Below are 16,983 nucleotides of genomic sequence, written 5' to 3'. Positions count from 1 at the left end.
ACCATGCGGATGGCTTCTTCCTTGAACTCCGGCGAGAACTGCCTGCGACGCCTTGCCACGTACCTACCTCTTCCAGACTTCTGTCAGCTTATGTAGCCGACTGTCCGGAATCTGCTGGGCACCTCAGGTAGAAGTCCTGATCGAGGAGGTCTTCGATGTCGGCGTCGCTGGTGCCGGTGAATTCGCTGATCTCGATCAGGGCCTTGTCGCGGAGCTGCCCGTTCACCCGGAGGCGTTTGATGGCGCCTACTCCGGTGGTGCTGGAGTCGATCACGACGGCGACGTTGAGCCTGTTGGCCCCCGAGCAGGGTGGCGAAGGTGGAGGGCTTACCGGCGCCGCCGATGGGAATCCTTGACCCAGGCGAGGTCGAGGCCAGGCTTGCCCTTAGCCTCGACGGCGTCGGTGAAGATGTCCAGATAGATCAGGTCGCTGGGGCCCTCGAGCAGAAGGTTGTGCTCGCCGACGAATAGGGTCTGGGTCAGCTCGATGCCCATGGCCGCCAGGAGGGGGAAGACGGTGTCGTCGTCGGCCTTGAAGCTTTCGGCAAACACTTTGGTGCCGTGCCTGTCGTGATCGATCACGGTGCGGACCCTGTCCAGGTGCGCGGGGTCGACCATGAAGGGTGAGCGGGTGGTGAAGATGACCTGGTGCTCGGGGGCGAGCCGCTCGTCGATGAGCCGCAGAAGGTCTTCCTGGGCGCGGCCGTGCAGGGAGAGGCCGGGCTCGTCGAGCAGCAGGATCAGGTTCCCGTCATTGGTGTTCTCCAGGTCGGTGAAGTAGGCCAGGAAGGAGAAGAACCAGACGAACCCGCGTGACCGCTCGTCGAAGGGGACCGTCACACGGTGGCGGCTGTTGCGGACCCGGACTTGGAGGATCGGGCCCTGGTCGAGCGGCGCCGTTCCCAGGCCACCACGACATCCCCCACAGCGCCCCCCAACGCCAATGCCTCTGCCACCACCGCGACGCCGGTCGACGACGCGCCCCAGGCCGCCGCACCCGAACTGCCGCGCCGGCGCTCGGTGCTGCTCAGCCGTTGCTATTCCTCGCGGCTTTTCTCGGTGCAGGCCTGGCGGCGAGCGTGATCGACGACCCCGCCGAAGATGTCGACCTGTCGGCCGTCGCCGGCTGGAGCGTCGCGGTGTGCGTCACCCTGGCCTGGATCTACTTCGCGATCAAGGCTGGCAGAAGCGATCGCTCACGCCACTATGTGCTGGGGTTCTCTGTCAGCGCCCCCAGCGGCCAGACCGCAGCGTCGTAGCGGCCGTTGAGGTGAGCGTGCTCGCCGGTCACCAGGTGCGGCAAGACGATCGGGGTGTCCGGAGTAGGCAGCGGCAGCCGGTAAGGGTCGGAATCAGCGTGGAGGGTGAGGGTCACGTGTCGAGTTCTCCGGTTAGCAGGTCGGCGATGAGAGTGCGGTCGGCGTCGGTGACGCGAGCCAGGGCCTGACGCCAGATGCCCTCGCCGAGCTTGGCCTTGAGGTCCTCCAGACGCGCGTGGGCCTCCCCCCGGTCCCGCGACCACGTTGCGCGCACCAGGACTGAGCACAGGTTGGCCAAGGACTGGTGCAGGTGAGCGAGCCGACTGTGGTGGCCGGGGTGAACGCGGGCGTTCTCGCAGCCCAGGCACCCTGCACCACCGTCGAGGTCACGCTCTCCGATCGACCGGTCGGCGGCCGGACGCTGCCGCAGGCGCCGGGGAGACGCCCGACCGCACGATCTCCCGATACCGCCCGGGCGTGGTGCCGAACTCCCGCTCGAAGGCGTGCGAGAGTGCGTACGGGCTGCTGTAGCCGACGCGCTCGGCGATGGCCGCCAGCGTGTCCTTGGTCTCGCGCAGCAGCGAGGCGGCCCGAATCACCCGCCACCAGGTGAGGTACGCCATCGGCGGCCGCCCGACCAGGGCGGCGAACCGGCGCGCCAGCGTGGGACGGGAGACGCCCGCCTCGGCGGCCAGCCGGTCGATGGTCCACGGCGCGGCCGGCTGCGAGTGCATCGCCCGCAGCGCGGCGGCCGTCACCGGGTCGCCCAGGGCGCTGGGCCAGGCGCCGCTGGTGGTCTGCGTCATCCACGCGCGGATCATGTAGACGAGGAGCAGGTCGAGCAGGTTCGGCAGCGCGATGTAGAAGCCGGGCCGCACCTCGTCCAGTTCGCCGGCCAGCAGGTCGATCGCGGCGCGCAGCTCCAGGTGGGTGCCCACGCGGCTGGGCAGGTGGACGACCTCGGGCAACTCGGTCATCAGCGGGTGCATGCGGCTGCAGTCGAGCCGGTATTTGCCGCAGAGCAGCTCCGTCGTGCCGTGGTGGCGAGGCTCCGCCGTGGCGAGCCACCGCTCGAACGACACCGCCTTCTCCGGGTCGCTGGGGGAGTCGGCGATCACGTGGCCGGTGCCGTGGGGCAGCAGCACCGCGTCGCCCACATTGAGGCATACGTCGGTGCCGCCGTCGGTGCGGAGCCAGCAGCTGCCTTTGAGGACGACGTGGAAGCCCGCGCCGTCGTACGGGTCCAGCCGCGCGCACCAGCTCCCGTCCATGCCCACCCGGTTGAACCGCGGGTGCCCGAGATGAACGGCGGAGATCGCGTCACTGACCACGTCCATCCGTCCACCATATCCCTCGTGATACGGATTCGTATTTGGTTGAGTCGAACGGGCATTGAGCGGATCACCAGCCGCTTCCTAAGGTCGTTGACCATGACGAACGAGAACACACAGCGCATCGTCCTGGGCGACGTCGAGGTCATCCGGGTCCTTGAGTGGCACGTGCCCTTCCTGCACACCTCCGAGTTCTTCGCGGGCACCGACGACGAGGTGTGGAAGGAGCACGCGGACTGGCTGGCGCCCGACCACTGGGAGCCCGGCACCGGCCGGATGGTGAGCGCCCTGCAGAGCTGGGTGCTGCGCAGCGGCGGGCGTACCGTGCTGGTCGACACCGGCGTCGGCCACGGCCGCGAGCGGCCCGGCATGGGACCGTTCCACAGGGCTCGGAGCGAGTTCCTCGCCCTCCTGGAGCGGGCCGGCGTCCGGCCGCAGGACGTGGACGTCGTGGTCAACACCCACCTGCACGTCGATCACGTCGGCTGGAACACCGTGGACGCGGACGGGGACTGGGCGCCGGCCTTTCCCAACGCCCAGTACCTCATCCCGGCCGCCGACGACTTCCACTACGGGCCGGCCAACGGGTACGGCGGGGGCGTGCAGGAAGTGGACCGCCTGCTCTACGAGGACAGCATCGCGCCCATCCACCGGGCAGGACAGGCCGTGCTGTGGGACGGGCACCACCGCATCGATGACCACCTCACCCTGGAGTCCGCGCCCGGCCACACCCCCGGCTCGTCGGTGCTGCGGCTGGCCTCCGGCGGTGACCGTGCGGTGTTCGCCGGCGACCTGCTGCACAGCCCGGTCCAGATCCTCGACCCCTGCCTCAACAGCAACGCCTGCCTGAAGCCGGCCCAGGCGGAGGCCAGCCGCCGCCGGATCCTCGCGCGGGCCGCCGACGAACGCGAACTACTCATCCCCGCCCACTTCGGCGGCGCGGGCGCCCTGGAGGTCCGCCGAACCGGCGACGCCTTCGCTCTCGGCCCCTGGGCGACCGCCTGACGGCCTGCCCTGAGGCATCGGCCTGAGGTGTCGGCCGGGGGCGGCGGCCCGTCCGCCGCCTGCCCCTGGCCCGTCGGCCCGTGAACCGGCACGGGCCGACGCCTCCCGCACACAGCACCTCTCGTTCTGGAGAACGTCCTTCATGACTCGCGCCTCGAGCGCCCTCGTCCCGGTGCTCGCCTTCGTGGGCATCGTGGTCTCGGTGATGCAGACCCTGCTCATCCCGGTGCTCCAAGACCTGCCGCGACTGCTCGGCACCGGCCCGGACGACGCCACCTGGGTCATCACCTCTACCCTGCTCGCCGGCGCCGTCGCCACCCCGATCATGGGCCGCCTCGGCGACCTGCACGGCAAGCGCCGCATGCTGATCGTCAGCCTCGCGGCGATGGTCGCCGGCTCCCTGATCAGCGCCCTCACGAGTGACCTGTACGTGATGATCGCCGGCCGCACCCTCCAGGGCGTCGTGATGAGCGCGGTGCCCCTCGCCCTCGGCCTGCTGCGCGACCTGCTGCCCCGCGAGCGGCGCGACCCGGCGATGGCGCTGCTGAGCTCGTCCATGGGCATCGGCAGCAGCCTCGCGCTGCCCGCCGCCGCCCTGGTCGCGCAGGTCGCCGACTGGCACGTGCTGTTCTACGGCTCCGCCGGGCCCGGCGCCCTCTGCATCGTCCTCGCCCTCCTCGCCATCCCCGAGTCACGGGTGCGCGCGCAGGGCACCTTCGACGTACGCGGTGCCGTGGGGCTGTCCGCCGGCCTCGTGCTCCTCCTGCTGCCGATCAGCAAGGGCCGCGACTGGGGCTGGACCTCCGGCGTCACGCTCGGGCTGTTCGCCGCGGCGGCGGCCGTCCTCGTCCTGTGGGCCGTGATGGAGCTGCGGCTCCCCGCGCCGCTGGTGAACCTGCGCACCTCGGCCCGCCCGGCGGCGCTCTTCACCAACCTGGCCTCGATCATGGTCGGCATGGCCTTCCTGGTCGTCTCGCTGGTCCTGCCCCAGCTCCTGCAGTTGCCGGCGAGCACCGGCCACGGGCTCGGGCAGTCCATGGTGGTGACCGGACTGTGCATGGCCCCGCTCGGTCTGGCCATGATGCTCACGGCCCCCGTCTACGCCCGGCTGTCCCGGACGCCCAAGACCGCACTGATTCTCGGCATGCTGATCATCGCGTCCGGCTACGTCGTAGGGCTCGGGTTGATGAGCGCCGCCTGGCAGAGCCTCGTCGTCACCGCGATCCTGGGCGTGGGCACCGGCCTCGCCTACTCCTCGCTCCCCGCGCTGATCGCCTCGGCCACCCCCGCCACGGAGACGGGTGCGGCGAACGCGCTCAACACGCTGATGCGGATGATCGGCTCGTCGATCGGCAGCGCGGTCATCGGGACGGTGCTCGCCGGCAGCGCGTACCAGCTGGGCGGCGTCACCGTCTCCAGCCTGGCCGGTTTCCGCGCCTCCTTCCTGATCGCGGCGGGCGCGATGGCGATCGGCGTGCTCACCGCGCTCTTCCTGCCGCGCCCACGTCTGAGGAGGCCGCCATGACCGCCACCGAGTTCCGCACCGCCCCCGCCACGCCTCCTTGCGCCGGTCTCGACCAGGTGAGGGCGGCGGCCAGGCAGGCGACGGGGATGACGGGCAGCACGTACCGGTGGTCGAAGTCCAGAACCGCGACCGGGCCGATCAGCAGCCCGACGGACACGGCCCACGGCAGCAGGATCGCGGCCAGGAACGGGCCGCGCAGGTCGGCAACGTACTGGTAGGCGATGAGGACGTCCGCGTACGGCGAGACCGCCGTCAGGCCCCGGATGTCCGGGTCGTACTCCCGTTTGACCTTGTCGACCAGCGGCTGGGCGGGCAGCTCACATCGGCCCTTGCCGAAGCCGAAGGCGGGCGTCGTCCGGTCCGGGCGGGGGATCGGCGTCCAGGAGAAGGCGATGGCGGTGTCGCGGGCGACGTTCCCCAGGTAGTCCAGCGGCTGGGCCAGGATCGCCCGCACGGCGAACGCGCGGGCCAGGTCGTTGTACGCGAACCGGTCGCCGGGCAGCGGGTTGAGCGAGGCCCCTGGCGCCCAGACGTACTCGGAGGCCGCGTCCACCTTCGTGCCGTTCGGGCACAGGCGGGCGAGGCTGGGCGGCGGCTGGATACGGGCGCAGTCGGCGAACGTCATGGTGCGGGCCCACAGGGCGACACCGTCCGCGCCGCTGATCGCGAATCGGCCGTGGTGCTGGGCGTACCAGCCGGCGTAGACGGCCAGGGGCAGCACACCCGCCAGCGCCAGCGCGCCCACCGGCCGCCACCCCACCCGCCGCACCGCCAGCACCAGCACGACGAGCAGCAGCAGCGGCAGCGCGATCGTCCTGGTCAGCGCCGCCGCGGCGAACAGCAGGCCCGCGCCGGTCACCGCCCGTACCGACAGCTGCGGCGACCACATGAGCACGGCCAGACCGGCTGCGACCAGCAGGATGAACTGCGTGTCGGACAGGATGCCCGTCTCCAGCCGCAGGAACGAGGCGTCGAACAGCAGCGGCACCGTCGCGATCGCCGCCACCCTGCCGGGCACCGACCTGCGCCGCAAGGACATGCACCTGCTGCCGGGCTCCCGGGTGCTGGGCTGCCGGCACGAGGGGCCGCACGTCCACGTCCATCGGCGGCTGAACGCCAACGGCGCGTTCGCCAAGGCGCGGCAGCGATCTGGATCCACCGCGAGAAGTCGCGGGCCTCGTTCCGGGTGGCCTGATTCCAGGGCACGTCGATCGCCCACAGAAACCGGAACCAGCGCAGCAGGTCCATCCCGTACGAGCGCTGCGTCGTCGCCGGCCGACCGATCGCCTGCAGGATCGCTCAGATACACCGCGACTGCCCGACGACCTCCCCGGCCGGATCAACCAGTCGATAGGGCTCCCACACATCGCCCGTCTCGACGAACGCACCTGCGCGCGGTACGAGCAGCGCTGCGAGATCCCGTTCGGAATCGTCCCTTTCGATCATGAGCCGGGACCATAGACGTCCCCCGCAGCGCCTGTCTTCTGAACTGGACAAACATCCTCGTTAGTTCAGTCAACAGGTAAACACCCTGATGCTGCAGAACGTGCTCGCCGACCCAGAATGGGCTCAGCTGCTCAAACCCGCCGACCGGCGCGGGCTGACCCCGCTGTTCTGGCAGCACGTCCAGCCCTACGGCGAGGTGCGCCTGGACGTGGCCAAGCGCCTTTCACTCGGCGGCGCCGTGCCAGCTCCGGAGGCGGGCAGCCCGAACTAGCTTCGTGATCGTCGTTAGGGCCGGTGCGCGCCCGCCTGGCAGGACGGCGCGCATCAGGTCCGGGCCAAGGCCCTTCGTCGGGTGCCACACTGGCAGATTCGGGCCGCCGACGCTTTGACCTGCGGCTTTGCAAGGCCAGTCGTTCGTTGTCCAGAAACGTGGACAGCAAGCCCACCTGCACCAACGCCGTCCGAGAACCTCCCTCTGTCCGAGAAGTTCCTGTCGCTCGGCAGCCCATGCCAGCCGGATTCAGATGGCATCCCCAGAAGGACGGCGCGGCTTGCCCACACCCCCTCAGGAACCGCCCTGCCCGCGCAGTCGCCGGCTCGCGAACACCAGCAGCGTCACCGCGCCGATGGTGAGCAGGGCGTTGCTGAGCAGGTCCTCTGCCAGGCCGATCGGTGGGGTGGGCGGCACCTGGGTGACGATGGATCGCCACGGGAACGAGTGCCAGGCGTAGGTCAGCATGGCCCCGCCGGCGAGCGCCAGCCGGTGCGCCTGTGACCAGCCGTCCCGGCGTGACCAGCGCAGCAACACGACGGAGACTGTGACGAACAGGGCCAGGTAGAGGACCACGCTGAGCCACGCCGGGACGGGGATCGCCAGCCAGGGCGACAGTCCGGTGGGGTCCACTGCGTACAGCAGCACGAAGACCGACCCCGCCGCCAGGGCGAACGCGCCGGCCGCCCACGGACTCGGGGCGCGGCCGGGCAGGAGGAGGGCATCCGGGGTGTTCCGGGGCAGGCGCAGGCCGATGACGATGATCGCGGCGATGACGATCGCGGCGCCGATGCGCTGGGCCGCGGAGACGTAGTCCGTGTTGAGGCTCTGGGCGACGACGGAGCCGAGGATGACGAGGGCGTACAGCACGCTCACGACCGTGAGCCCGACCCTGCCCAGCCAGGGCGTGGCGCGCCGCGAGCCGGCCAGGGTCTCCATGACGGCGATCGGCACGCTGATGCTAAACACTGTGTGCACGCCGGCCATGAACATCGTCCATGGCCCGGCCAGGCCGAGCGCGGGGATGAAGCCGTAGTCGAGGATGCGCGCGCCGGCGGCCCAGCCTGGGTTCCACAGCGTCTGGGTGACGAAGGCCTCCTCGATCATGCCGTACGCCAGCGCGAAGGTCATGATGGCCGGCCAGCCGCGCCCGGTGCGGCGGGCAAACTCGCGGATAACCAGCGCCCCGCAGCCGTAGAGGAGGGCCAGGGCCGGCAGGTTCTGCAGGTGGGTGATAGGCGCGTTGCCCATCAGGTATTCGGCCGTCAGGGGCGCCAGGAGGATCAGGCTGAAGGCGGGCGCCAGGCGAGCGAGGAAGTTCATGGCCCCGGTTTACCGCATCGGATGCAAAAGTACAACAGTGTAAAAATGCTCTGGTGTAAGATTGCTGCTCATGGAGGAGACGCGGCGGGAGCGCAAGAAACGGCAGACCAGGCACCTGCTCATCCAGGCGGCGGTCCGGTTGTTCACCGAGCAGGGATACGAGCAGACGACCGGCGCGCAGATCGCCGCCGCGGCGGACGTGTCCACCAAGACGTTCTTCAACTACTTCCCGAGCAAGGAGGACGTGCTGTTCGCCGGCACCGAGCGCTACTACGGCCTGGCGCTGGAGGTGATCGCCGATCGCGCGCCGGACGACACGGCGCCCCAGGTGCTGCGCCGGTGTTTCGACCGGGCCATCGGCCGCTATCTCGCCCAGGGGATGTGGGCAGAGGAGCCGGAGATGGCGGAGATCCACCAGCGGCTGCTCGCGACCGTTCCGTCTGTACGGGCCAAGGCGCTGCACGTGATGTTCGACGCGCAGCGCCGGATCGCGGACGCGTTGCTGAAGGCGTTCCCCGACCGGCTCGACCCCATCAGCGCCGCGGCGGCCACCGGCGCGTTCATGGGCGCGGTGCAGGCGGCCGGACTGGCCGGCGTGGAGATGTACGGCGAGTCGGAGCAGGACTACCTCGCGGCGATGGGCCGGGCCGCGGACATCGCCATCCGCGGCTTGGACTCACTGACCGGCTGACGGCCGCCGCCGTCACGAGCGCGTCGGGGCCGTTCGTGACGATCTCTTGGTGCCAGGGGTCAGTACGATAGAGCGGGATCCGGCGTTAACGACCTCCGGCAGCCCGCAACGTCACGGAAGGGCTGTTTCCTGAAGAGAAGTGGGGCGGCCCGCCACCACAACAAATGGCCGGCGCCTCGCGTCGGGCCATCGTCAGCTCTGGAGTTTCTTCCGTACGTGGTCCGCCCCCTTCGGAGCCCCGCGGTTACGTATCGCTCCCGACGACCGGTCGGAGTCATGCCGCTGCGTCGTCGTCGATGCCGAGGGCGACCGCCAGGTCGCGCAAGCACTCTTCGAAGACGGGCTCCAGGTCGGCGTAGGCGAAGTCCAGCTGGTGCAGGACTTCCATGCACAGCAGGCCGTACAGCCTGATCCAGCATGACAGGAAGACGTGGGCGGCCTGGGGTGGCAGCTGTCCGTCGATGGCCGCGAAGTAGGTGGTGAGCTGCTCGCGCAGGGACGCGGGCAGCTCGGCCAGGTCGGGCACCGGGAACGGGTGGGTCTGCCACAGCTCGGCGGTCAGGTCGAGCAGGACCTGCTCGAAGCGGAGGGCGGCCTGGTGCCGCGCCGCATCAGGCTGCCGGTTCGGCGCCGCGATGGGGCTGGCGAAGATCCAGCCGAACTCGGCGGGGTGGGCGATGGCCCAGGCGCGCATGGCGCGGCAGACGGCCAGGATGCGTTCGCCGACCGGCGCACCGGCGCGGGCGTCGCGGGCCTGTTCCATGGCGGCGGCCAGTTCGCGGAAGAAGTCGGCCGTCACCGCGCCGACCAGCTCGTCGTGGTCCGCGTAGTAGTGGTAGAGGGCCGGGCCGCTCATGCCGACCTGGCGGGCGACCGCGTTGATGGTCACCGCTGCCGACCCCTGCTCGACCAGCAGCTTGCGTGCGGCCGCGTGGATCTCCTCCAGCGTGGCCTGGCGCAGCCTCTGCCGTCTGCTGGTTGACGCGGACATCATCACCTCCCTTGGCGTTCCTTGACATCCTAGGGCATCTATGCTTCCTTATTGCCTCTAAATAATCTAGAGGCAATAAGGAGCGGACGTGGGGCCCGTGTGGTGGATCGTTCTCGCGGTGATGGCGCTGGTGACGGCCGTGTGGTGGCGGGCGTCCAGATCCGCCCGCCTGCGGCGGCGCACGGAGTCCTGACATGGCCCGTACGATGCGTGACCGCTTGTTCGGCAAGTACGCCATGGAGGGGACCGTCACCGTGGCCGAGCAGGTCACTTCCGCGATGCGCCGGATCCGGCTGGAAACCAGCCAGCCCGTCGCCTTCCCCTACACCCCCGGCCAGCCCGTCAGGATCCAGCTGAAGGATCCGCTGTCGGTGTTGGGCCTCCTGCGCCCGGCCGACACGCTGCGCACCTACACGATCTGGGACCTCGACCCCGCCAGGACGGCGATCGAACTGCGCATCCACCTGTACGACGGGGACGGCATCGGCCTGACGTGGGCGCGCGCGGCACGGCCCAGGAACCGGGTGACCTTCTGGTGACCGCAAGGCGACTTCTTCACCCGCGAGGCGGACTATCACGTGTTCATCGGAGAGGAGACGGCCAGCGTGGCCTTCGGCCCGATGATCAGAGCGCTGGACGCCTCGGCCGAGGTGTACGGCGTCCTGGAGAGCGAGACTCCCGAGCACGACCTGCCCGCCCTTGCCCGGGACGCCACCGCTGCGCCGCGTCCACCGCCACGGCGCCCCCGCGATCGCCTCCCCGGTGCTGCTCGCGGCCGTGGCCGAACTCGACCTGCCGGGCAACGCCGGCGCCGCCTACGTGGCAGGCGAGGCCAGGACTTGCCGGCTGGTGCGCGACTTCCTCATGCGCGAACGCAACTGGCCAAGGACCTCGATCAAGACCAAGCCGTATCTGGGCCCCGGGCAAGCGGGGCCTGCACTGACCGTCAAGGAGACCTGAACATGAAAGTGATCATTGTGGGAGGCGGCATCGGCGGGCTCGCCACGGCCGTCGCCTTCCATCAGCGAGGCTGGCAGGTGGAAGTCCTCGAACGCGCCGCCGCGTTCACCGAGGTGGGCGCCGGGCTGACCATCCAGCCCAACGGCCTGCGCGCGCTGGACGCCATCGGCTTGGGCGAGCGCCTGCGCGCCGGTGGGCTGGCCGGTCCGCTCGCGGGCATTCGCAGCAGCCGCGGGGACTGGCTGGTCCGCAACGACGTCGAGGAACTGAAGCGCCGTTTCGGCCCGTGGGTGACCGTGCACCGGGCCGATCTGGTCGACCTGCTGCGAGCGGCCGTGCCGCCCGAGGCGCTACGGCCCGGCATCGACGTGGAGCACGTCCAGCCCGACGGCACGATCAGCCACAGCGGCGGCACCTGCACCGCCGATCTCGTGGTGGGCGCCGACGGCGTGCACAGCGTGACCCGGCGCTCCCTCTGGCCTGGCCTCCCCGGGCCGCGCTACATCGGCTACACCACCTGGCGTCTCATCGCCCCACCTCAGCCCGTCGAGGCAAGTGTGGAAACGTGGGGCAGGGGCGAACGGTTCGGGCATGTGCCGATGCCCGACGGCCGCGTCTACTGCTACGTGATGGCCAACGCTCCGGCCGGCTCCCACGCCGGCCTGGAGGAGCTGTGCGAACGCTTCGCCCGATGGCACCAGCCCATTCCCGCGCTGCTCGGCTCCGCGCATGAGCAGGCGGTGCTGCAACACGACACCCACGAGCTGCCGCTGCTGCCCACCTACGTCGCCGGGAACGTGGCCGTGCTCGGCGACGCGGCCCACGCCATGACCCCCAACCTGGGACAGGGCGCCTGCCAGGCGCTCGAGGACGCGGTGACGCTCGCGCACGCGGTGGACACCCTCGGCGTACGCGAAGGGCTGCAGGCCTACGACCGCACCCGCAGGCCGCGCACCCAGCTGATCGTCCGCCGTTCCCGCCAGGCCGGCGCTGCGGCGCACTGGACCTCCACGCCCCTGACCACGCTGCGGGACGCGGTTCTTCCCCTCCTGCCCAACAGGCTCTTCGCCCGCTCCCTCACCCCCGCCTACACCTGGACGATCTGATGCCCCTCCCCCGAATTCTGATCATTGCTGTCACAGCGATCACGACGGTCAGCGCCGTGCTCGCCGACCTGGTCATCCCCGATCTGGCGGCACAGCACGCCTTCAACCCGGCCTGGCCACCCCACGCCAAATTCCACGACGCCCAATACATGGTGATGACAGTGCTCCTCGGCCTCACCGGCCTGACCCTCGCGCTACGGCCAGGCCGCACCACGCTGCTACACGCCGCCGCCATCCTGGCCACCCCGTGGCTCGGCATGATCGGCGCGCTCCTGTTCCCCGCCACCGCCACCTACGACCCGGAGTTCGCCGACCGCACCGTCTTCGTCCTCGGCCTGCACGGGCAGGTCTTCATGGCGATCATCCTGCTCCTGGCCCTGCTCGTCGCGACAGCGGCGACACTGCGCATGCCCGCAGTCTCCGCCACCCGGTCATGACCGCCGCTCAAGCCGGTGCTCATCGAGGGCGAGGCCGGCCAGGACACCCGCACACGGGCCACCTCGGCGTCGAATGAGAGGGCTTGGGACTGCCATCAAATGCAGGCCCAGGTGATTGTTGCTCTCGCAGCAACGCCCGTTTGGGGCTCATGACACGTTTCTTACCGGCACCCCTAGACGTGTTCGGCCTGGTCATTGCGGTGGTGGTGCTGGCTGCCTCCGCGCACGAGAACGCCGCCGGGACCGCTCTGCTGGACCGGGTCGCAGCCCAGAGCTCCGGCACGGTGACCAAAGCCTTGGTCGATCAGGGGTTCAAGAACACGGTCGTCGACCATGGGGCCGGGCTCGGGATCGATGTGGAGATCGTCGAACGCAACCCCGCCGACACCGGGTTCGTCCCCCAGCCGAAACGATAGATCGTCGAGCAGACGTATGGCACCTTGATGCTGCACCGGCGCCTGGTCCGCGACTATGAACACCTGCCGGCCAGCTCTGAAGCACGGGTGCACTGGGCGATGACCGACGTGATGTCCCGCTGGCTGACTCGCACCCCCCCGCACCGTCGTGGCGGTCGACATGACCAGGCCAGATGAATAGGAAGCGGACCTCGGCACGTGGCTGTTGAACAAGGTCGACGCCCGCGAGCGGGCCCTGACCGGCCAGATCGAGCAGACCCAGGCGGAGATCGACGCCATGGTCGCGCACCTCGGCGAACTGCACGAAGTGATCGAGCACTTGCGGATCACCCGCAAGACCCTGCTGTCCCTCGCCGACGAACCAGGACCCGAGCCGGTCCCACCGCCTCCCGTGGTCCCCGACCACCCCGCCTACCGGCAGATCCTGAACGTCTTCGCCGACCTCGGCCGCCCACTACGAGCTCGTGACCTCTGCCAGGCGCTGGACCTGCCCATCGCGAAGAAGAACACCGAGAACATCCGCGCCAAGCTCAAGCGCCTGGTCAACCAGGCATTCTCGTCGAGACCGAGCCAGGAATGTTCGCTCAGCCACATCCCCAGCCCAACCGCTAACGCCCTGACCAGCCCGCCTTCCCCAAGGCAAAGGACGAGAGGGACATCAACTCGCGTAACGCCCTCTCATGAGGCGAGCTCTTGGAGAAGACGGGTCAGGGCGCGTTCCCTGTCAAGGTCGCGCTGCGTCTGGACCGGATCGGGGGTGCGGGGCGGTGTCCGGATACAGGCCACCCGGATGCGGTTGCCGGTGTCGGGCTTGAGCTTCCAGTTGGCGACGTAAGGACTGTCCAAGATCACCTCCCATCCGTCGAACGGATGGAAAAGGGAGGCGGTGATGGACTTTTCCACGATGTCGGAGGTCATCGCATCGGTCAGTTCGTCGAAGTGTTCAACGAGGGCCTGGACGACCCGGCGAGCGTAGGCGGCATGGGCGGTGGTGGGCCCGGGACCGTCGGTCATGGCCTCTCCTTGGGGGTGTCGTGTTCGGTCTCATTGTGGCGGTTGCGCCGCCGCGGTGGGTGGTCGATCGGCGGCGACGGCGATCAGCGCGGCGGCCAGCTGCGTGCGCGTGTGCTGCAGGTCCTCGCGCATGAGCTGCAGCCGGGCCTGCTCGGCCGCCACTGCGGCGGCCGCCGCGGTCTCGGCCGCGGCCTGGGCACGCAGGGCCTGGTCGGCCTGCTCCCGGAGCCGGTCGCGGTCGCCGGCGAAGCGTTGCTGCTCGGTGGTGAGCTCCTGGCGGGCCGTGGTGAGCTCGGTGCGGAGCCCTTCGGCGGCGATCTTGGCCTCCTGGAGCTGCTACTGCGTGCTGGTCAGGCGCTGGCCGATCTGCTCCACCCGGTCGGTGAGGCGGCGGTTCTCGCTCTGGGCGTAGGCGAGGTCCTGCGTGCGGGTTCCCAGGAGGGTGGTGAGCTCGTCGATTCGGTCCGCGGTCTGCTCCCGTTCCTGACGTAGGACGCGGATCTGGTCGGCCTGGCTGGTGCGTACCCGTTCGGACTCCTCGAGCTGGCTTTGCGCGCCCTGGCCTGGCCTCGCTCGGCGGCCACGATGCGCTGTTCGCTTTCGCGCGCCACGCGCTCGAGGTCGGCGCGGGCGCGGTCCTCGCGCTCTTCGGCCTGGCGCTGCGCCGCGCGGGCCTCGCGTTCGCCGCGTTCGGCGGTGCGCCGGGCCCGGTCGGCGGCATCGGCCCGCTCGCGGGCGTCCAGTTCGGCGGCCTCGGCGTCGGCCGCCTTCTGCTCGGCGGTGGCGATGCGCTGGTGGGCGCTCCGTTCGATCTGCTGCGTGGCCTGCTCATACCGCTCGACCAGTGCGGCGAAGGCGTCGGCGAGCGGTCTGGCGTCGGTGAGCACGCCCGCGGTGGTGGCCACCGCGGCGGTCAGCGCCTCGCGCTGGGCGCGCTCCCGGTCCCGGTAGTAGGCGTTCTTGTAGATGTGGTCGCAGAACTTGCACGGCTTGTTGCCGCGCGAGGGCGGGAGCGGCTTGCGGTCCTTCAGGCAGAGGCCGTGCGGGGCGGGGTCGGTGGCGGGCCGGGGCAGCGCGTGCGGCCCGGCGCCGCCCGGGGTTCCCGGCAGGTCCGGCTCGGCCGACGGATCCGCTGGGGCGGCTTCGGGCGGAAGGGCGCTGCTCGCTGTCGCCGCTGCGGGTGAGACGCGTCACGACCCGGATCGCCGCCGCCGGACAGGCCCGCGCCCAGGCCGAGACCGCCTGCGACCGTGCCGAGGAAGGCGAGCAAGACGCCTGGCGACAGGTCGGTGAGCACCAGAACGCACGCTCCCAAGCCGACGCCGTGGCCCAGGCGCTGCTGCGCGAGAAGGACAGCACTGCCCGGCCCGATACGTCCCTGCCAGATGCTCCATCGTTTGAACAGTCACACCAGGCCAGCTGAACGTGCATCCCGGAAGGTTGCTCCAGGGCTGCACCGGGGCGGCGCCAGCACCATGAAGATCAACCCGTGGTGAAGAACCTGGAGCCTGTATACGAGGAAGAGCCCTGGCGTGGCCTCAGGGATCACGATGCTATGGCGATCGTCGGGGAAGGACTTGGCACGACCACTCACGACTTGGACGGCATGCGCGAAATCACATAGATAGGCTCCTGGCCGTCGAGCGCGCAATTCCACAGATCCCGCGCCAGCTCCTTATGGGGAGCAATAGTCAATACCTGTGGATCGGTTTGGGGGTTGCTGAGTCAGTGAAGTTGTCCGGTCCGGTGTAGGTGATCGAAGATGATCTGGTCGACTGGGGACACGCGGTCACGGTCGGCGTAGCTCAGCCAGGTGATTTCTTCGATCTCGCTGCTGGGCGTCGGAATTCCGTGATGGTCGGCGGTGTAGCAGGTCATCTGCACGGTGACGCCCTCGGCGTGGCCGTGTGCTTGGGCCTGGTAGGTCCCCACGTGGGTGGCGGTGGCGGGGATGATGGTAATGGAGAGTTCCTCGTCGATCTCGCGGACGAGGGTGTCGATGTCGGTTTCGCCGGGTTCGCGTTTGCCGCCGGGGATGTAGTAGGCGTTCTTGCCTCGTGACCGGGTGCTGAGAATCTTGCAGTTGGCCAGGTGGATCCAGGCGATCTTGTCGATCGTGCTGTTCACCGTGTGCTCCTGTTGTCGGGAAAAGGGTGGGTCAGGCGGCCAGGTCGTCGGGGCGTTCGAGGCGTTTCCCATTGGTGAAGACCGCTCCGGCGCGGACAAGGGCGACCAGGTGGGGTGCGTTGACCGCGCGCCAGCGGGCTTGGGCGGATCGGATCAGCTTGAAGGCCATGGCCAGCCCGGCAGCGCGAGAACCCGGTCCTTTGGTGACCTTGGTCCGATGACGGACCGTGGCGAAGGTCGATTCGATGGGGTTGGTCGTGCGCAGGTGCACCCAGTGCTCGGCCGGGAAGTCGTAGAAGGCGAGCAGTTCGTCGAGGTCGTCGACCACCTTGGCAACGGCCTTGGGATACTTGGCGCCATAGGCGGCATGGAAGTCCTTGGCCGCAGCCTGGGCGTGGGTCTTGTCTTCGGCGTTCATGGTTGGTTGCTCGGTGGTTGCTCTTGTGCACGGACCATGTACGCCGGTAGATCATTTAGACCGCCATCGTCAGTTCAGACCTCGGCGACGACCGACAGAAGACCAAGCCAGAAGACCCGAACGGCGCCGCGAGTCAACGATGACCCCGTGCCAGGTCAAGTCTCGCCCAAGCCGTCCCGTCGAGCTCACTGGGCGTGTCCAACCAGCAGATAAAAGATCCGCTGCTTCTTCCGGCGATCCTCTCGGCCCTGTTCGCAGGACGGGCCAGGGATCGATCGGCTGCACCACCTGCACGACAGCGCTGAGGACAAGACGCAGGCCCGCCGAAGAAGCGACGGGCCTGCTGGGTTTGGTGGTTCAGGTCGTGGCGTCGCCGGCGTGGTTCGGCAGAGTGATCAGCCGGGCGGTCTGGGCGCCTGCGGCTGCGGTGTTTTCGGCGGTGGCCAGGTCGTCGGAGTCGCAGGCGGGGTGCGATCCACGCCCACCAGCGGTTCGACGCCATCCACGCCTCACCCACCGTCGAACACCTTCACGCACCGGCTGAGTGAGGCGTCCCCCCCGACGTCCACGCGTCAGCACACCCATCAGGTAGTCAAGCGGCCGGCACGGGGTTGCGGCAGGCGGTCAACGGAGTAAGCTCCATGTGCCGCACTTGCGGCAATG

Annotated in this window: 22 protein-coding genes and 2 pseudogenes; 11 read left to right on the top strand and 13 right to left on the bottom strand. The window is 69.5% G+C overall.

Translation table 11 applies throughout. The features are described 5' to 3' along the window. Positions 1–88: 88 nt before the first annotated feature. Both E1267_RS45615 and E1267_RS45610 read right to left on the bottom strand, forming a co-directional pair. Positions 89–274: a hypothetical protein gene (locus E1267_RS45615; protein WP_220449436.1), complete on the bottom strand. Its 186-nt coding sequence runs from the start codon at positions 272–274 to the stop codon at positions 89–91. A 53-nt stretch (positions 275–327) separates the two neighbouring features. After that, entirely contained in the window at positions 328–840 is a 513-nt protein-coding gene (locus E1267_RS45610; protein WP_220449435.1) for an ATP-dependent nuclease, read from the bottom strand. 239 nt (positions 841–1,079) lie between these two features. Between E1267_RS45610 and E1267_RS12010 the strand changes: the two genes are divergently transcribed. After that, complete coding sequence (locus E1267_RS12010) at positions 1,080–1,259, top strand: hypothetical protein (protein WP_132332512.1); 180 nt, start codon at positions 1,080–1,082, stop codon at positions 1,257–1,259. Between the two features lie 112 nt (positions 1,260–1,371). On the opposite strand, the gene E1267_RS44250 is transcribed toward E1267_RS12010, so the two are convergent. Next, the gene (locus E1267_RS44250) at positions 1,372–1,533 is read right to left on the bottom strand and encodes a hypothetical protein (RefSeq protein WP_165959568.1); all 162 of its coding nucleotides are present in this window, start codon (positions 1,531–1,533) and stop codon (positions 1,372–1,374) included. A 112-nt stretch (positions 1,534–1,645) separates the two neighbouring features. After that, the gene (locus E1267_RS12005) at positions 1,646–2,596 is read right to left on the bottom strand and encodes an AraC family transcriptional regulator (protein WP_132332511.1); all 951 of its coding nucleotides are present in this window, start codon (positions 2,594–2,596) and stop codon (positions 1,646–1,648) included. A gap of 93 nt (positions 2,597–2,689) precedes the next feature. Between E1267_RS12005 and E1267_RS12000 the strand changes: the two genes are divergently transcribed. Then, positions 2,690–3,595, top strand: a complete 906-nt coding sequence (locus tag E1267_RS12000; RefSeq protein ID WP_181957790.1) for an MBL fold metallo-hydrolase — start codon at positions 2,690–2,692, stop codon at positions 3,593–3,595. Positions 3,596–3,737: 142 nt separating this feature from the next. Continuing rightward, positions 3,738–5,120 (top strand): MFS transporter, encoded by a 1,383-nt coding sequence (locus E1267_RS11995; RefSeq protein ID WP_132332509.1) that lies wholly within the window; start codon positions 3,738–3,740, stop codon positions 5,118–5,120. Here E1267_RS11995 and E1267_RS11990 read toward each other — a convergent pair. After that, positions 5,074–6,153 (bottom strand): hypothetical protein, encoded by a 1,080-nt coding sequence (locus tag E1267_RS11990; RefSeq protein ID WP_246063774.1) that lies wholly within the window; start codon positions 6,151–6,153, stop codon positions 5,074–5,076. The genes E1267_RS11995 and E1267_RS11990 overlap by 47 nt on opposite strands. 266 nt (positions 6,154–6,419) lie before the next feature. Beyond that, complete coding sequence (locus tag E1267_RS45310; RefSeq protein WP_181957789.1) at positions 6,420–6,566, bottom strand: hypothetical protein; 147 nt, start codon at positions 6,564–6,566, stop codon at positions 6,420–6,422. A gap of 76 nt (positions 6,567–6,642) precedes the next feature. Here E1267_RS45310 and E1267_RS11975 point away from each other — a divergent pair. Further along, positions 6,643–6,837 (top strand): annotated as a pseudogene (locus E1267_RS11975) (Tn3 family transposase); the annotation flags it as partial. A gap of 294 nt (positions 6,838–7,131) precedes the next feature. Here the strand turns inward: E1267_RS11975 and E1267_RS11970 are convergent. Further along, entirely contained in the window at positions 7,132–8,160 is a 1,029-nt protein-coding gene (locus E1267_RS11970) for a hypothetical protein (protein WP_132332508.1), read from the bottom strand. Between the two features lie 70 nt (positions 8,161–8,230). On the opposite strand from E1267_RS11970, the gene E1267_RS46285 reads away from it, so the two are divergent. Then, the gene (locus E1267_RS46285) at positions 8,231–8,851 is read left to right on the top strand and encodes a TetR/AcrR family transcriptional regulator (protein WP_132332507.1); all 621 of its coding nucleotides are present in this window, start codon (positions 8,231–8,233) and stop codon (positions 8,849–8,851) included. 274 nt (positions 8,852–9,125) lie between these two features. Here E1267_RS46285 and E1267_RS11960 read toward each other — a convergent pair whose 3' ends face one another. Beyond that, entirely contained in the window at positions 9,126–9,845 is a 720-nt protein-coding gene (locus tag E1267_RS11960; RefSeq protein WP_132332506.1) for a TetR/AcrR family transcriptional regulator, read from the bottom strand. A 191-nt stretch (positions 9,846–10,036) separates the two neighbouring features. On the opposite strand from E1267_RS11960, the gene E1267_RS46280 reads away from it, so the two are divergent. Then, a complete protein-coding gene (locus E1267_RS46280; protein ID WP_246063772.1) occupies positions 10,037–10,381 on the top strand; it encodes an SIP domain-containing protein in 345 nt (114 codons plus the stop codon). Between the two features lie 35 nt (positions 10,382–10,416). On the opposite strand, the gene E1267_RS46275 is transcribed toward E1267_RS46280, so the two are convergent. Then, positions 10,417–10,557: a hypothetical protein gene (locus E1267_RS46275; protein WP_246063770.1), complete on the bottom strand. Its 141-nt coding sequence runs from the start codon at positions 10,555–10,557 to the stop codon at positions 10,417–10,419. Between E1267_RS46275 and E1267_RS46270 the strand changes: the two genes are divergently transcribed. The 4 genes from E1267_RS46270 to E1267_RS45600 all read left to right on the top strand — a co-directional run bounded on the left by E1267_RS46270 (position 10,542) and on the right by E1267_RS45600 (position 12,761). Next, positions 10,542–10,802, top strand: coding sequence for an SIP domain-containing protein (locus E1267_RS46270; RefSeq protein WP_246063768.1), 261 nt, complete (start codon positions 10,542–10,544; stop codon positions 10,800–10,802). The genes E1267_RS46275 and E1267_RS46270 overlap by 16 nt on opposite strands. 2 nt (positions 10,803–10,804) lie before the next feature. Continuing rightward, complete coding sequence (locus tag E1267_RS11950; protein ID WP_132332505.1) at positions 10,805–11,908, top strand: FAD-dependent monooxygenase; 1,104 nt, start codon at positions 10,805–10,807, stop codon at positions 11,906–11,908. After that, positions 11,908–12,345 carry a DUF6640 family protein gene (locus tag E1267_RS11945; RefSeq protein WP_132332504.1) on the top strand — a complete coding sequence of 146 codons (438 nt, stop codon included), beginning with the start codon at positions 11,908–11,910 and terminating at the stop codon, positions 12,343–12,345. Before E1267_RS11950 ends, E1267_RS11945 begins: the two co-directional genes overlap by 1 nt. A 179-nt stretch (positions 12,346–12,524) precedes the next feature. Beyond that, on the top strand, positions 12,525–12,761 hold the full coding sequence (locus E1267_RS45600; protein ID WP_220449433.1) for a hypothetical protein: 237 nt from the start codon (positions 12,525–12,527) through the stop codon (positions 12,759–12,761). Between the two features lie 678 nt (positions 12,762–13,439). Here E1267_RS45600 and E1267_RS11930 read toward each other — a convergent pair. Beyond that, on the bottom strand, positions 13,440–13,775 hold the full coding sequence (locus E1267_RS11930; RefSeq protein WP_132332503.1) for a hypothetical protein: 336 nt from the start codon (positions 13,773–13,775) through the stop codon (positions 13,440–13,442). Positions 13,776–14,125: 350 nt separating this feature from the next. Then, positions 14,126–14,680, bottom strand: a complete 555-nt coding sequence (locus tag E1267_RS11925) for a hypothetical protein (RefSeq protein ID WP_132332502.1) — start codon at positions 14,678–14,680, stop codon at positions 14,126–14,128. Positions 14,681–14,955: 275 nt separating this feature from the next. Between E1267_RS11925 and E1267_RS11920 the strand changes: the two genes are divergently transcribed. After that, entirely contained in the window at positions 14,956–15,198 is a 243-nt protein-coding gene (locus E1267_RS11920; RefSeq protein ID WP_132332501.1) for a hypothetical protein, read from the top strand. Between the two features lie 302 nt (positions 15,199–15,500). On the opposite strand, the gene E1267_RS11915 is transcribed toward E1267_RS11920, so the two are convergent. Next, positions 15,501–15,902, bottom strand: a complete 402-nt coding sequence (locus tag E1267_RS11915) for an NUDIX hydrolase (RefSeq protein ID WP_220449432.1) — start codon at positions 15,900–15,902, stop codon at positions 15,501–15,503. 31 nt (positions 15,903–15,933) lie between these two features. Next, positions 15,934–16,317, bottom strand: a pseudogene (locus E1267_RS11910) (transposase); the annotation flags it as partial. Positions 16,318–16,983 lie beyond the last annotated feature (666 nt).

It is taken from the genome of Nonomuraea longispora (assembly GCF_004348345.1).
In the GTDB taxonomy this organism is placed as follows: domain Bacteria; phylum Actinomycetota; class Actinomycetes; order Streptosporangiales; family Streptosporangiaceae; genus Nonomuraea; species Nonomuraea longispora.
Note: the sequence above shows the minus strand (reverse complement) of the source record. Positions and strands in the feature narration are given on the sequence as shown.

What these genes read in the sequence shown, in the direction of transcription:
- E1267_RS12005 (WP_132332511.1), bottom strand. Translation starts at nt 2,596, where the DNA reads ATGGACGTGGTCAGTGACGCGATCTCCGCCGTTCATCTCGGGCACCCG.
- E1267_RS11970 (WP_132332508.1), bottom strand. Translation starts at nt 8,160, where the DNA reads ATGAACTTCCTCGCTCGCCTGGCGCCCGCCTTCAGCCTGATCCTCCTG.
- E1267_RS46280 (WP_246063772.1), top strand. Translation starts at nt 10,037, where the DNA reads ATGGCCCGTACGATGCGTGACCGCTTGTTCGGCAAGTACGCCATGGAG.
- E1267_RS46285 (WP_132332507.1), top strand. Translation starts at nt 8,231, where the DNA reads ATGGAGGAGACGCGGCGGGAGCGCAAGAAACGGCAGACCAGGCACCTG.
- E1267_RS45310 (WP_181957789.1), bottom strand. Translation starts at nt 6,566, where the DNA reads ATGATCGAAAGGGACGATTCCGAACGGGATCTCGCAGCGCTGCTCGTA.
- E1267_RS11945 (WP_132332504.1), top strand. Translation starts at nt 11,908, where the DNA reads ATGCCCCTCCCCCGAATTCTGATCATTGCTGTCACAGCGATCACGACG.
- E1267_RS11950 (WP_132332505.1), top strand. Translation starts at nt 10,805, where the DNA reads ATGAAAGTGATCATTGTGGGAGGCGGCATCGGCGGGCTCGCCACGGCC.
- E1267_RS12000 (WP_181957790.1), top strand. Translation starts at nt 2,690, where the DNA reads ATGACGAACGAGAACACACAGCGCATCGTCCTGGGCGACGTCGAGGTC.
- E1267_RS11995 (WP_132332509.1), top strand. Translation starts at nt 3,738, where the DNA reads ATGACTCGCGCCTCGAGCGCCCTCGTCCCGGTGCTCGCCTTCGTGGGC.
- E1267_RS11960 (WP_132332506.1), bottom strand. Translation starts at nt 9,845, where the DNA reads ATGATGTCCGCGTCAACCAGCAGACGGCAGAGGCTGCGCCAGGCCACG.
- E1267_RS11930 (WP_132332503.1), bottom strand. Translation starts at nt 13,775, where the DNA reads ATGACCGACGGTCCCGGGCCCACCACCGCCCATGCCGCCTACGCTCGC.